The organism is Flavobacterium frigoris, assembly GCF_900111075.1.
GTDB lineage: Bacteria > Bacteroidota > Bacteroidia > Flavobacteriales > Flavobacteriaceae > Flavobacterium > Flavobacterium frigoris.
Window position 1 is genome coordinate 1 of the sequence record NZ_FOFZ01000007.1, and the last position, 14,319, is coordinate 14,319.

The 14,319-nt window shown below is 33.6% G+C and carries 14 protein-coding genes and 1 pseudogene; 6 read left to right on the forward strand and 9 right to left on the reverse strand.

From position 1 onward, the window contains the following. Positions 1 to 31 precede the first annotated feature (31 nt). The 3 genes and pseudogenes from BMW63_RS10350 to BMW63_RS18445 form a co-directional block, all read right to left on the reverse strand. On the reverse strand, positions 32 to 334 hold the full coding sequence (locus BMW63_RS10350) for a transposase (protein WP_074723403.1): 303 nt from the start codon (positions 332 to 334) through the stop codon (positions 32 to 34). A gap of 145 nt (positions 335 to 479) precedes the next feature. Further along, positions 480 to 671, reverse strand: a pseudogene (locus BMW63_RS18725) (ISAon1 family transposase N-terminal region protein); the annotation flags it as partial. A gap of 12 nt (positions 672 to 683) precedes the next feature. After that, complete coding sequence (locus tag BMW63_RS18445) at positions 684 to 839, reverse strand: hypothetical protein (protein WP_245744937.1); 156 nt, start codon at positions 837 to 839, stop codon at positions 684 to 686. Positions 840 to 1,479: 640 nt separating this feature from the next. On the opposite strand from BMW63_RS18445, the gene aceB reads away from it, so the two are divergent. The 5 genes from aceB to trxB all read left to right on the forward strand — a co-directional run bounded on the left by aceB (position 1,480) and on the right by trxB (position 7,778). Then, positions 1,480 to 3,078, forward strand: a complete 1,599-nt coding sequence (gene aceB / locus BMW63_RS10360; RefSeq protein WP_074723404.1) for a malate synthase A — start codon at positions 1,480 to 1,482, stop codon at positions 3,076 to 3,078. 85 nt (positions 3,079 to 3,163) lie between these two features. After that, complete coding sequence (locus tag BMW63_RS10365; RefSeq protein ID WP_074723405.1) at positions 3,164 to 4,789, forward strand: isocitrate lyase; 1,626 nt, start codon at positions 3,164 to 3,166, stop codon at positions 4,787 to 4,789. 93 nt (positions 4,790 to 4,882) lie between these two features. Further along, the gene (rraA, locus tag BMW63_RS10370) at positions 4,883 to 5,362 is read left to right on the forward strand and encodes a ribonuclease E activity regulator RraA (RefSeq protein WP_074723406.1); all 480 of its coding nucleotides are present in this window, start codon (positions 4,883 to 4,885) and stop codon (positions 5,360 to 5,362) included. A 12-nt stretch (positions 5,363 to 5,374) separates the two neighbouring features. Beyond that, positions 5,375 to 6,547 carry a pyridoxal-phosphate-dependent aminotransferase family protein gene (locus BMW63_RS10375; RefSeq protein ID WP_074723407.1) on the forward strand — a complete coding sequence of 391 codons (1,173 nt, stop codon included), beginning with the start codon at positions 5,375 to 5,377 and terminating at the stop codon, positions 6,545 to 6,547. Positions 6,548 to 6,830: 283 nt separating this feature from the next. Then, positions 6,831 to 7,778, forward strand: a complete 948-nt coding sequence (trxB, locus tag BMW63_RS10380) for a thioredoxin-disulfide reductase (RefSeq protein ID WP_074723408.1) — start codon at positions 6,831 to 6,833, stop codon at positions 7,776 to 7,778. Positions 7,779 to 7,948: 170 nt separating this feature from the next. On the opposite strand, the gene BMW63_RS10385 is transcribed toward trxB, so the two are convergent. The 5 genes from BMW63_RS10385 to BMW63_RS10405 all read right to left on the reverse strand — a co-directional run bounded on the left by BMW63_RS10385 (position 7,949) and on the right by BMW63_RS10405 (position 12,343). After that, positions 7,949 to 8,782, reverse strand: coding sequence for a GIN domain-containing protein (locus BMW63_RS10385; RefSeq protein ID WP_074723587.1), 834 nt, complete (start codon positions 8,780 to 8,782; stop codon positions 7,949 to 7,951). Positions 8,783 to 8,867: 85 nt separating this feature from the next. Next, entirely contained in the window at positions 8,868 to 9,608 is a 741-nt protein-coding gene (locus BMW63_RS10390) for a head GIN domain-containing protein (protein ID WP_074723409.1), read from the reverse strand. Positions 9,609 to 9,610: 2 nt separating this feature from the next. Next, positions 9,611 to 11,326, reverse strand: coding sequence for a PspC domain-containing protein (locus tag BMW63_RS10395; RefSeq protein ID WP_074723410.1), 1,716 nt, complete (start codon positions 11,324 to 11,326; stop codon positions 9,611 to 9,613). Positions 11,327 to 11,331: 5 nt separating this feature from the next. Beyond that, positions 11,332 to 11,661, reverse strand: coding sequence for a PadR family transcriptional regulator (locus tag BMW63_RS10400; RefSeq protein WP_074723411.1), 330 nt, complete (start codon positions 11,659 to 11,661; stop codon positions 11,332 to 11,334). 226 nt (positions 11,662 to 11,887) lie between these two features. Further along, a complete protein-coding gene (locus BMW63_RS10405; protein ID WP_074723412.1) occupies positions 11,888 to 12,343 on the reverse strand; it encodes a DUF4870 domain-containing protein in 456 nt (151 codons plus the stop codon). Between the two features lie 204 nt (positions 12,344 to 12,547). On the opposite strand from BMW63_RS10405, the gene BMW63_RS10410 reads away from it, so the two are divergent. Continuing rightward, positions 12,548 to 13,003, forward strand: coding sequence for a DUF4442 domain-containing protein (locus BMW63_RS10410; RefSeq protein WP_074723413.1), 456 nt, complete (start codon positions 12,548 to 12,550; stop codon positions 13,001 to 13,003). 71 nt (positions 13,004 to 13,074) lie between these two features. Here BMW63_RS10410 and BMW63_RS10415 read toward each other — a convergent pair whose 3' ends face one another. Continuing rightward, complete coding sequence (locus BMW63_RS10415) at positions 13,075 to 13,419, reverse strand: hypothetical protein (protein ID WP_074723414.1); 345 nt, start codon at positions 13,417 to 13,419, stop codon at positions 13,075 to 13,077. Positions 13,420 to 14,319 lie beyond the last annotated feature (900 nt).

Here is a 14,319-nt window from a genome sequence, read left to right on the forward strand (position 1 = left end):
ATCAATAAAAAAATGTAAATTTGAACAGAAATTAGCTCATTATTTTGTGGCACATCATGACCGGAATTAGTGGCACATCATGACTGGAATATACAATTACTGCGTTTGAAAAGCATTTGTTAGCAATAAGCCCCATATTAGCTGCCATATCGAGTGTTATTTCGGTAACTGAATTTCTTAGTTTTAGCGGTATTTTTTCTAATGTAGCAATTACTGTCTCTGCTTTGGTTCCAGCAACTAGGGCTACGATAGTGCCCTTTCTGCCTTTACTAGCTTTGTTGGTTACAATAGTATAGAGTTCTCCATTGGAGAGGGATTTTGCATCTATCGACAAACGTTTCCCAATATTTTGAGGAAAGACAAGCCATTTTTTTGCGTGCGTCTTTTGTTTCCAAGCTTTAAAATCACTTAAATAATCTTTGTACTGATATCGGAAATTCCTTCAAGAAACCCCGTAGAGATAGGCAATAGCATTACAATCATTTAGACTGGAATCTATTGATCTCTTTTAAAAAAGAAGCAAACTCCTGTGTTACGCGAGTTCCGTCCGCTACTAAATTCCAATCTCTAAAAACCACTTTTTCAGTATCTTCATTAAGCCATCTTCTGCGAGTAATATGAAGATATACCTGATGTCCGCGAATAGGAAAATCCTGAAGTGTAATCTCGTCATAGAAGCCTTTTTATACTATTTCAAGGGTATCAAACTCTTTTGGAGGCTTTATTTTCTCATCAAAATATAGGTGCAATATTTCTTCTGTGTTATTAGCAGAAACTACCTCAAAGTGGTTAACTAAAAAATCAGGTAGCATGAATTTCAAAAGGTCTATTGAAGTCATCACAAATTGTTAGATCGACAAATTTTTAAATTTTTTCCGAAATTTCTTCGTCAGGTTTCGTTGTTGAATCGTTTTTATCAAGACAATCCCCAGTGAGTATTATTTTTTATTGTAATTGAAGGAACTGCAGTTGTTTTAAAATTTTATAAGTCTCTATAGGGTAATCTCAGACTTGGTTTTTGTTAAATCAGAGGCTGGAGAAGGAAATTTTGTCTTATAAGTTCTTTTTGTATTGTAAAATGCTGATGTTAGATTTGTTTTTGGTAGCAATAATGCCAGCGAAAAGTGGAGCTCTGTTATCACATTTTTCAGAGATAAAAGAAAATCGATAATCGGTTGCTGAACTCATCAAGTGGCATAAAGAGTATTTGAAAGCTCCGCGACCTTCGGGAACACAGAAGAACGATTTTACTATTCACATGTATTGTTTTATTTTTCTAGAGCAAAAGCGTAAACATAAGGCGAATGATAGGTTCGTGACATAATTCAATTATAGATTTAGTGTAAGGATCTTCCATATAAAGCAGGCGGTAAATTTATTGCGAACATGTATTTTTTTGAGAAAAACAAAATTTAACGAACGTTCGCTTGTTTTATTAAAAACTTTGTTATACTATTGTACTATAAATATATAAGTACTATGGAAAGCACGCTATTAAGACAATCGAAAATTAACTTTTCTAAAGAGGTTACTAATTACTATCCAGAAATTCTAACTGATGAAGCGCTAGCATTTATTGTTGCGCTGCATGAGAAATTTAATGCTGAGAGATTGCAGCTATTAGAACGTAGAGTTGTACAACAAACAATTTTTGATAGCGGAAAGTTTCCAGAGTTTCCAAAAGAAACTGCAGCTATAAGAGATGGAAATTGGACCGCAGGTGCAATTCCGCAAGATCTGCAGGATAGGCGTGTAGAAATTACTGGTCCTGTTGAGCGAAAAATGATTGTCAATGCTTTAAATTCTGGAGCCAAAACATTTATGGCGGATTTAGAAGATAGTAATGCTCCTAGTTGGAAAAATACTATTGAAGGACAACAAAATTTAATAGATGCTAATAGAAAAACAATTTCCTTAGTTGATATAAAACGTAATAAATCGTATACACTAAATCAAGAGACGGCTGTTTTACTTGTTAGGCCAAGAGGTCTGCATTTAGACGAAAGACACATTATAATTAACAATGAACGAGCTTCTGGAAGTTTGGTCGACTTTGGCTTGTATGTATTCCATAATACGCAAACATTGATGCAAAATGGAACTGCACCGTATTTCTACTTACCAAAATTAGAACATTATTTAGAAGCGCGTTGGTGGAACAAAGTGTTTGAATTTGCGCAAGAATATTTAGGAGTACCAAATGGTACTTTTAAAGCAACTGTTTTAGTGGAGACAATTACAGCAAGTTTTCAGTTAGATGAAATAATTTTCGAACTTAAAGATCATATTGTTGGTTTAAACTGTGGACGTTGGGATTATATTTTTTCTTACATCAAAAAATTTAGAAATCATGCAAATTTTGTAGTTCCAAATCGGGATCAAGTAACCATGACTACACCATTTATGGATGCCTATTCAAAGTTGGTTATACAACGCTGTCATAAAAGAGGGATACTTGCGATAGGCGGAATGGCTGCTCAAATTCCGATTAAAAATGATGAAAAAGCTAATGATGCTGCTTTAGAAAAAGTGCGAAAAGATAAAGAGCGTGAAGTGAAAAATGGACATGATGGTACTTGGGTTGCACATCCTGCATTGGTAGCAGTAGCTATGGCAGAATTTAACAAACATATGCCAACATCTAACCAGTTGCATGTAACTAGGGATGATGTAAACATAACAGAACAAGATTTGGTTGAAATACCTAAAGGTACGGTAACTGAAGAAGGGATTAGAAAAAACATTAATGTTGGTATTTTATATACGGAAGCTTGGCTAAGAGGTCATGGCGCTGTTGCTCTTTATAATTTAATGGAAGATGCTGCGACAGCAGAGATTTCAAGAACACAAGTTTGGCAATGGCTACATAATGAAGTTGTTATAGAAGACGGAAGAACTTTTAATATGACTTTGTACAAAGACATTTTTGATGATGAAATAGAAAAACTCATTACCGAGTTTGGCGAAGAAAACATAAAGAATAGCAAGTTTGAATTAGCTATCGAGCTTTTTAATAAGCTAGTAATTTCCGAAGAGTTTGAAGAGTTTTTAACGCTTCCAGCCTATCAATACATTTAAAAAAAAATGTCCCGCAACTACTCCAATAGTATACGAGACTTAATTATAAAAATCTAGAACAACCTTAATAATTAAAAACAAAATTATGAAAAATTTAGCACAAAGCAATTACAGTTCCGCATTAGAGACTGTGAGAGACCTTAAAAAAAAGTATGGAGAAACTTGGAATGCAATAAATCCTGAAAGTGCGGCTAGAATGGCAACTCAGAATCGTTTTAAAACAGGTTTAGATATCGCTAAATATACTGCAGCCATTATGAGAAAAGATATGGCACAGTATGATGCAGATTCATCTCAATACACACAATCACTAGGTTCTTGGCATGGTTTTGTGGCTCAGCAAAATATGATAGCTGTGAAAAAGCATCATAAAACAACAAGTAAAAAATATATCTATCTTTCCGGTTGGATGGTTGCTGCATTACGTTCAGAATTTGGACCATTACCAGATCAATCAATGCATGAAAAAACGGCTGTTCCAGCATTAATCAAAGAAATTTATGATTTCTTACGTCAAGCAGATGCTATTGAGTTAAATGATTTATTTAGAAGACTTGAAAACGGGGAAGATGTGCAAAATCAAATTGATAATTTTGAAACACATATAGTTCCTATTATTGCTGATATTGATGCAGGTTTTGGGAATGAAGAGGCTACCTATTTGTTAACTAAAAAAATGATTGAAGCTGGAGCTTGTGCTATTCAAATTGAAAATCAAGTTTCAGATGCGAAACAATGTGGACATCAAGATGGAAAGGTTACTGTACCTCATGAAGATTTTATTGATAAATTAAATGCAATTAGATATGCTTTCTTAGAATTAGGTATCGAAGACGGAATTATTGTAGCTAGAACAGATTCTGAAGGTGCTGGTTTAACTCAAAAGCTTCCAGTTAGTAAAGAGTCTGGAGATTTAGCTTCTAAATATTTAGCGTTTGTAGAAGCAGATGAAATAGCTCTTAATGATGCCAAAGAAGATGATGTGCTCCTTAAAAGAGATGGTAAATTAGTACGTCCAGTGAGATTAGCAAATGGTTTATATAAATTTAAAGATGGCTCAAACATTGATAGAGTCGTGTTAGATTGTATAACTAGTTTACAAAACGGAGCAGATTTGTTATGGATCGAAACGGATACTCCAAATGTTAAGCAAATTGCTCAAATGGTAAATAGAGTTAAAGCCGTTGTGCCTAATGCTAAATTGGTTTATAATAACTCTCCATCTTTCAACTGGACATTAAACTTCCGTAATCAAGTGTATGAAGAAATGCTTGCAGAAGGAGACAATATGACTGGCTATGATAGAAATAATTTAATGGATGCACAATATGATGATTCTGAATTGTGTCATCGTGCAGACGATAAAATTAGAACTTTCCAAGCAGATGGGTCAAGAGAAGCTGGGATTTTCCATCACTTAATTACCTTACCTACATACCACACTACAGCACTTCATATGAATGACTTAACACAAGGCTATTTTGGAGAAGAAGGCATGTTGGCTTATGTTAAAGGGGTTCAGAGACAAGAAATTCGCAAAGGTGTTTCTTGTGTAAAACACCAACGTATGGCAGGTTCAGATCTTGGTGATGATCATAAAACATTCTTTGCTGGAGACAAAGCTTTAAAAGCTGGTGGACAGAAGAATACAAGTGAGCAGTTTGAAATCAAAAAAAATGTTACAGAAGAAGAACTTGTTTTAGAAAAATAATTTTTATTCTATTTATTGATAAAGGCAACATGTACGCATGTTGCCTTTTCAAATTTTATAAACTAAACAATTCTTAATTTATTACTAGAAAATATGTTTACAACAGCTGATCTTTGGGATAAGTATGAAACACTTCTTAGTTGTGTGGATCCTATTTTTAATCATTTTGGGAACAAAAAGATGTTTTCAGGAAAAATTATGACTATCAAGTTATTTGAAGACAACTCATTAGTTCGAAAGCAATTAGAATCTGACGGAAAAGATAAAGTGCTCGTAATTGATGGTGGTGCCTCTTTACGTTGCGCATTAATAGGTGATCAATTAGCTGCTTTGGCAATACAGAATAATTGGGAAGGAATTATTGTGAATGGTTGTATTCGTGATAGTGCTGTCATTAACTCAATGAATATTGGCATAAAAGCGTTAAACACTTCTCCTGTCAAAAGTGTGAAGCGTAATTTAGGAGAGATCAATATTCCAGTTAAATTTGGAGGAATTACTTTTATTCCAGAGGACTATATCTATGCAGATGGCGATGGAATATTGGTAAGCAAAAATAATTTATTAAAATAAAATAAAAATCAAATGAAAGCTAGAAAATTACTGATGATTCCTGGTCCTATAGAATTTGAACCAGAAGTTTTGCAAGCAATGGGAATACCTACGACAAGTCATGTAGCTCCAGATTTTATTGAAATTTTCGGAAAGAGCCTTGAGCTAATGAGAGAAGTTTGGATGTCTCCAAAGGGACAACCCTTTATTGTTGCAGGAACTGGTACACTGGCTATGGATATGGCTGCCGCCAATCTCATCGAACGAGGAGATAATGTATTGGTAATTTCTTCAGGTTATTTTGGTAAACGATTTAAAGATATTTTAGATTGCTATGGTGCAAATACAACGCTTTTAGAGGCGCCATTAGGTGAAATTGTTCCTCTTGAAGTCATAGAAAACGAACTAAAAAACAAACAATATAAAGCGCTGACTATTACGCATGTAGATACTTCTACGGGGATAATAGTAGATCCGAAACCTATAGTCCAATTAGCTAAAAAATATAATACATTAAGTATTTTAGATGGTGTGTGCTCGGTTGCGGGTGAAGAGTTAAATCAGGACGAATGGGAGCTTGATGTTGTCTTAACAGCATCTCAAAAAGCAATTGGTGTACCGCCAGGACTTGCGCTATTGATGGTTTCAGAAAAAGCGATGCAAGCTTGGGAAAATAGAAAAACGCCTGTGCCTAATTATTATGCAGATTGGAGCAATTGGTTACCCATAATGAAAGCTTATGAAGAAAGAAGACCTTCGTATTTCGGGACACCAGCAGTTAATTTAATTGTAGCTCTAGAAACTAGTTTGAAAATTATATGTAAAGAAGGTATCGAAAAAAGGGTGAAGAGGCATCAAAGTTTAGCAAAAGCATTTAGAGCCGCAATAGCTTCCTTGAACCTAACTATATTACCTAAAACTACTGAAATAGCTGCCAATACCTTAACAGCAGTATATTATCCTCAAGGTATAGACGGAGCCGCATTAAGTTCTAAAATGGTGGATAGTAATGTAATTATAGCAGGGGGATTACTACCAGAAATAAAAACCACTTATTTTAGAATAGGTCATATGGGTTCGGTTTCTCCAAATGATCTTTTAGCTGTATTAGGAGCCTTGGAGCGTGCTTTATCAGAATTAGGGCATTCATTAGAAGTTGGAAAGAGTTTGCAGACTTTTCAAAATGAACTCTTAAAATCAAATTAATTAGGCATTTAAAACTTATTTTTTAATATTTATCTGGTCGATAAAATTTCTTTAAGAAGAAGTTGCGTAATGAATTATTAATAGTGCGATTAAAATAGTAACAAATTAATTTTTAATAACATATTGGAGTTGTTTAGCCCCTTTCTGCCTAATGAAAAATCCTCTCTGTTTCGACAGTTAGGATTTTTTTATTGTAGAATAGCAAAAACTGATTATTCCGTTTCTGTATTCCATTAAATAAGACTTATTTTTGTACTGTTTAAAATAATTATAAAATTTCACTATGTCTGATACAATCGAAAAAATAAAATGCCTTATTATAGGTTCTGGTCCTGCAGGATATACTGCTGCAATCTATGCTGCAAGAGCAAATATGAATCCAGTTTTATACCAAGGAATGCAGCCCGGAGGTCAATTAACTACAACTAATGAAGTGGAAAATTGGCCTGGAAATCCTGAAGGGATAACTGGTCCAGAAATGATGGTGGGTTTACAAGCTCAAGCACAGCGTTTTGGTACTGATGTACGTGACGGTTGGGCAACTAAAGTTGATTTTTCGGGAGATGTTCATAAAGTTTGGATTAATGGAACTAAAGAATTGCATTGTGAAACTGTAATTATTTCTACCGGAGCATCCGCTAAATACATAGGCTTACCTTCTGAGCAGCACTATTTGAAAATGGGTGGTGGTGTTTCTGCTTGTGCAGTTTGCGACGGTTTTTTCTATAGAAATCAAGAAGTAGTTATTGTAGGAGCTGGAGATTCAGCTTGCGAGGAAGCGCATTATTTGTCTAAACTTTGTAAAAAAGTAACGATGTTAGTTCGAAGTGAAAAATTTAGAGCGTCAAAAATAATGGAAGCTCGTGTTCGTAAAACAGAAAACATTACGATTCTGATGAATCACGATACCGTTGAAGTTTTAGGAGACGAACAAGTAGTTACCGGTGTAAAAGCGTTGAACAAAACTACAAATGAAGAATTTGAGATTCCAGCAACTGGTTTCTTCGTAGCGATTGGACATAAACCAAATACTGATATTTTTAAAGATTTTATTTCTCTTGACGAAACTGGTTATATCATTAATACTCCGGGATCTTCAAAAACAAATGTTGAAGGTGTTTTTGTATCTGGAGACGCAGCAGATCATGTGTATCGTCAGGCCATTACGGCTGCAGGGACAGGTTGTATGGCAGCACTAGATGCAGAAAGATATTTAGCTTCTAAGGACTAAATTCGAAAGAACAATTACTATTCGAAAGAACAAGTTTTCAATAAAAAAAGGCCCCATTTACTTATGTAATGGGGCCTTTTTATTTCTCTTTCGGACTGTAATATCCCCACGCGATGCCTCGTTTTATTTTATTGGAATTTTAATGCCTCGTGGGCTCTGCACGAGGTGTTTTATTTTACCTTTTTAAGTAACTTGGCTTCGTCAGCAAATTTTCGTATTTCAATTTTTGGGTTGCCATATAGTTGAATTTCAGATTTCTCTCCAGCACTTATGCTTATAGATGTTTGTGCGTTTACACTAGCTTTAGAGTAACTCTCAGCAATTAATTCTAATTCTTTAACAGTCAATTTATCTCCTTTAAAATCAGAATTGTTATCCAGACGAATGACGCCAATCGTAGCGCTACCTTCTATGTTTGCTTTAGATTTTTGATATAAATCACATGTTAGTTTAGTAGTAGTAATTAAGGATTTTAAATCAGCATTTTTACTCAATACAATTTTTACCTTTTCAGATTTTACATTCAGTTCCATTTTTGATTTATCATCCGCTTGTAAAACGAAATTCTTTGTATTGATATTCAAAAACAGTTTAGAATAATCGATGCTTTTAAAAGTAATAGAGTCCAATTGCACTTCTTGTATAGCGTTTACAACAGCATCGTTTTTTGAAGAGACACTTTTTAATTCATTAGTATAAGTAACCTTTACTATCAGTTTTCTATATTTTGTCGCTTCCTTAGAAGTGTAAATTCGAAGGGTTTTATCTCTTAAATCCATTGAGATTATATCATGAAGATTATCATCTGCTTCAATCTTTATTCCTGGTTTCTCTCCTTTTTCAAGATAGACTTCAAGGTTATCCTCTAGTTCAAGGGAGTCGAAATTTCCAGTTTCTCTTAATTCAGTCGTAACGGTTTTTGAACCTTTTATTTTTTCTTTTTTTTGTGCAGAAATCAGAGTGGTTGACAGTACAAGTAGCGTGATGACTATATATTTTTTCATTTTATTTTTTGTTATGATTATTACAAATATAAAAAAATCATCCATTTTTGATGGATGATTCAGTTATTAATTGACAAATAAAAAGTTAAATTTTGTCTACACTTGCTCCAGAACTCGCTCTTTTTTCGATTGATTTTGGGGTAGTGTTATAGTCAACATTGCTACCACTCGAAGCTTTGGCTGTTAAACTTACAATAGGATGAACGCTAATAGTTGCTCCACTTGATGCTGTTGCATTTACCTCGTTAGCAAGTAGGTCTTTTGCATCAATATCACTTCCGCTGGAAGCAGTAGTCTCGAGACTTAGTGCCATTCCTTCAATATTTATGGAACTCCCGCTACTGGACTTACAACTTATATTGTCTGATTTCACCTTTAGGTTCATTGACGCAGCACTTGAAGTCCTAAGAATAATATTTTCACTCTTTAGTGTGTTTGTACTGTTTATCGAAGAAGCACTAGACGCTTTCAAAGCTTCAATAACAGGCATTTTAACAGTTACTTTTTTTGACTCGATATTTATAAAAGAATTATAATCACAAGCAACGATAAGTACTCCATTTTCGACTGTAGTAGTGATGCTTCTTTGTAAATTATCATCAGCTTCAACGGTAATCTCCGTTTTGTCTGATTGCTCAATTATTAGATCAATACCATTGCTAACTTCTATACTTTTAAAATCTCCTTGAACCGTCCTGTTCTCAGTAGTAACATGACCACTTCCTATGATGGATTTTATGTTTATCGAATGGTTACAGGATGCAAATAATAATGCAGTTAATGCTACCAGAATGAATTTAGTTATTATTGTGATGAGTTTTAACATGATTATCTTGTTTTTATAATTATACCATCTTTGTTTATTTTCAACTCTTTAATATTGCTATTGGATACGTTGACACTATCATCTGTAATAGAAACACCATTTTCAGTAATCTTAATTGATTTGTTCTCGTTATCTTCATCATAGTACTCACTTTCATCATCAGTACAGTTTAAGCATCTTACCTTATTGTCTTCTACTCTGTAGATTTCATTGCTAGAATTTGGATTCCATAAAAAGTAATCCTCATCTGTACGATCATAGTTTTTCATAGAATCGTCTGGTCTTAATAATGTCCCTTTTGGTAAGTATAAAGTAATCTCTATTTCTTGATCACGAAATTTATTTTTTAAATCGGTAATTAAATAGTTGTCTAAAATTAATTGATTTCCTTCAATTTTATAGCTGTATTTTATTTGTTCTGCTCTTTTTCTTGCTTCAGATAGAGACTTTCCTTTAGCCTCTTTTTCAATTTGAATATAAGGTAATTTTTCATCTGTTTTTTCTATTCTAAATCTAACGTCATTGGAATAGATTACATCTGCTCCTGTAACATCTTGTGCGATTTTGAAATCATCACGATCATCAACATTCTTAGCATAATAATCATTGTGCTTGAATTTAATGTAAAGCGTATCTGATGGTTTTAGGATAATATTTTCTTTTTGAACTACTCTTCCGTCAGCTGCAAATGCAGCTGCTTGTTTTACACCTATAGAAATAGCTAATGCAACTGAAATCAACCATAGTGCTAACAAAGTATATTTAGCAATATTTCCAATAGATTTCATATTTGGAGCCAATAGTTTGAATCCTAATATTGTCAAGAAAAAGAACGGAATACCAACTGCAAAGAACATCAAAAGTCCAAAAGCCCATATAGGGTAGTCAGTGAAGTTTCCTGCTTCTATAAAACCTTGCCAAGGAAAGTCGATAAAAGACGAAGATCCTAAAGTAAACATTCCTATAAATAAGGCCATTAATGTGGCTAAGCCAGTCATAATTAAGATGACCCCAAGAAATTTAGCGAAAATTTTAAAAACCGTCATAATAAAATCACCAAAAGAACTTCCTATTTTTTCGGCTCCACTTTTTATTTGGTTGCCATATTTGTCGTAATCAACATTTTTAAATTTGTCGGAAACATTTTCAAATTCTTCCCTTACTTTTTTTTCGATATTCGAAATATTAACGGGTTCTCCAGTCATTTCCAGTTTCTCTGACGTTGTCACTGCAGCAGGAACAACGATCCACAAGATAATGTAAGCAAGAACTCCTGTTCCCGCTCCCCATACTAAGAGAATAAAGATGATTCTAACCCATACAGCATCAATTCCAAAATAATGTCCTAGTCCAGCAGAAACTCCGCTTACCATCCCTTTTTCAGTATCTCGGTATAGTTTTTTTGTTCTTCTTGTTGTAGTACTGTTATAGTTTTGTGAAGCGTGGTTATCCTCTTCTATCATATAGTCTTCTGGTTGCCCCATAACGGCAATTACTTGATCTACATCTTTTAGACCTACAACGTGCTTGTCTGTTTTTTGATTTTCGGTCAGTAGTTCCGAAACGCGCATTTCAATATCTTTTATAATTTCTTCTTGTCCAGATGATTTAGATAACGATCGCTTTATGGCGTCAAAATATCGTGTTAGTTTTAGGTATGCATCTTCGTCTATATGGAAGAACATTCCGCCTAGGTTTATATTTACAGTCTTGTTCATGGCTATTATTTTTGGTTTGTGATTAGGTTTACAGCATCAGACAATTCAGTCCAAGTAGTGGTAAGTTCGTTTAAAAATGTTTGTCCTATTTCAGTAAGACCATAGTATTTTCTAGGTGGTCCCGAAGTTGATTCTTCCCAACGGTAGCTTAACAGTCCGTCATTTTTTAATCTGGTAAGCAGCGGGTAAATGGTTCCCTCTACCACTAGTAATTTTGCGTTTTTTAAAGTGTCTAATATTTCCGATGTGTAGGCATCTTTTTCTTTCAATACAGATAAGATGCAAAACTCGAGAACACCTTTGCGCATCTGGGCTTTTGTGTTTTCAATATTCATAATTCGTTTTTTTGATTTTTTCGTTGATTAAACTATTCATTTTTTGATTGATGATTTGTCATTGCGAGGAACGAAGCAATCTCATATTACCTAGTACTCTTTTCTTCTGGAGCTATTTGCTTCGCCAATTCGCTTCGCTCGTGTCCCGCTGTCCGCTATATCTTTTTTGTCTTGAAACAAGTTAAAGACAAAAAAGGATGCCGCTTCCATCCGGGCTAATGACTCCCTATTTGATAAAAGGAATCGTAATTGGGTATTTGTATTTCTCACCATTAGATGTTTTTATAGAAGCATAAATGATTAGAAAGAACTCGGCTATTTTTAAACAAATAAAAACAAATACAGTTGTTAACCCCAGTGTTATTAATGCTACGTTGTTTTCAAAATTGATATGATTGATTACAAAACTTTCCTCGTGAATCATGGCATTCAAAGAGACATTATTAAAGATGGTTATAATCAAAATAGGAATTGCGATAAGTGCGAGTGCTATGGTGTATAGTAACACACTCAATTGGAAATTTAGTATTTGTTTCCCACTGTAATCTACAAATTCCGACTTGTCTTTTTTTGAAGTCCAAAGTACGATTGGAAAAATATAATTCCCAAAAGGAATAAAGTATTGTGTTAATGCGCTCAGGTGCGTAAAAGTGGCGATGTTTTTTTCAGTAGTTGCTTCCATTTTTTTTGATTTTTGATTTTTTGGTTGATGATTGAAACTTTCAGTTAGTGTTGAACAGTAGTGCCTAGTAATTTCTTATGCAAATATATATCTAAAAGACAGTATCTTGTATCGCATAGTAGTAAAAGTTAACATATTTTTAACAAAATAATATTATATGTACGCATAGTATTTTTTTGTACATTAGCAAAAAAACCAGTGATAATGAAACTTACAGCGTCTAAACTAAATAAATTTTTATTTTTCAAATTGCCTTCCGCATTTATCTGTGGAGTTCGTGTAAAAAAAATTGATGAAACAGATTGTGTTGTGACAGTAAAGCACCGCTGGATTAACCAAAACCCGTTTAATTCGATGTATTTTGCAGTTCAAGCCATGGCTGCAGAACTTTCGACAGGAGCTTTGGTGATGTATCAAATACAAAAAAGTGGAAAAAAAATATCGATGTTGGTCGCGAATAATAAAGGAAATTTTACAAAAAAAGCTACAGGGAGAATAACATTTGTTTGTAAAGACGGTCATTTAATAGAGCGTGCTATTCAAGAATCTATAGCAACAGGCGAGGGGCAGACCTTCTGGATGAAATCTATAGGAACTGACGAAAAAGGAGTTCAAGTATCTGAGATGGATTTCGAATGGAGTGTTCGAATAAAAAAATAGATCAGTTTGAACCTTATATTAATATAAAAATGTCTCCAGATGGAGACATTTTTTAATATATAAAAAGTAAATTATGCTTTTTTAGTACAACACTTTTTTTCTTCTGTTCCTGCCATAGTAGCATCACATTTTTTTCCTTCAGCTTTGCATTTTGCTTTACATTTTGCAACTTCAGCAGTAGTCATTGCTTTTGAACCACATTTTTTATCGGCCATTGCAACATCACATTTTTTTCCTTCCGCTTTGCATTTGATTTGGCATTTTGCAATTTCATCTGCGGTCATTGTTTTTGCAGATTTTTTTTTCGCGCAGCAACTTTCTTTTTTTGCTACTTCTTTAGCAACAGTTTTCTTTTCTTGTGCGCTAGCACTAATAGTTAGCAAGACTATTGCCAAAAGGGTAAGTATTTTTTTCATTTTTTAGGGTATTATGTTTGGAAAAACATATATTAAGTGGCCAAATATAAAAATATTAATTTGGTTAAAATTGATTCGCAAAGTTAATATTTACCTAAGTGCTTATTTTTTTTGATTACTGCTTGAAAGACGTTCTTACTTCAAAATTATTTATATACCTAAAACTGTATGTTAAGTAAGTGTTCTATTTAAAATTGTGCCGAGATGTCTAAGGAATAATCATTTGTTTAGTGAAATATTCTGATGCTTTAGATTTTCACCTAATATGCAGAAAGAAGAATTGGCTGGTCTTAACGTCAATAAAATTATTTTGAGGGTAAGTATTTGAGGGTTTTTGGTAAAGAAAGGTACTATGCATTCCTCTAATTTAACATTCAAAAACCTCAATTTTTTATTCACATATTGCAATGAGAATGAATTATTGTATTCGCAGAGATAGCAGGGTCTATTTTAGAATCTACGAAGAATCCTTGGCTGCGGTTACTATTGCAAGGATGTTTTACTTACTAAATTAGTAGTGTTTACTGTTAAATAAGAATCAAAAAATTTTAGGCAGCTAAGGTTAATAGTTATTTTGTCAATACTAAGCAATTACTCTTTTAGTTACGTGATTCACTCCTTATAATAGGAATATTGGAGAATGTAGTGGCACGATACGTTTAGTCCTCGAAAAAAAAGGCCAAAAAATCGAAAAATAATTCCTAAATGATTTAAAGCAGCCTGTTAAAATTAAAATTCCTTGCACAAATTCCTCATTTTTTAAAAATCAGTGTTGTTATTTAGATTTTATCAAAAATTAAAAAAACCTTAAACAATTGCTGTTTAAGGTTTTTTTCTGTAGCGAGTACGAGATTTGAACTTGTGACCTCAGGGTTATGAAAATTGCTATATTTTTTATAT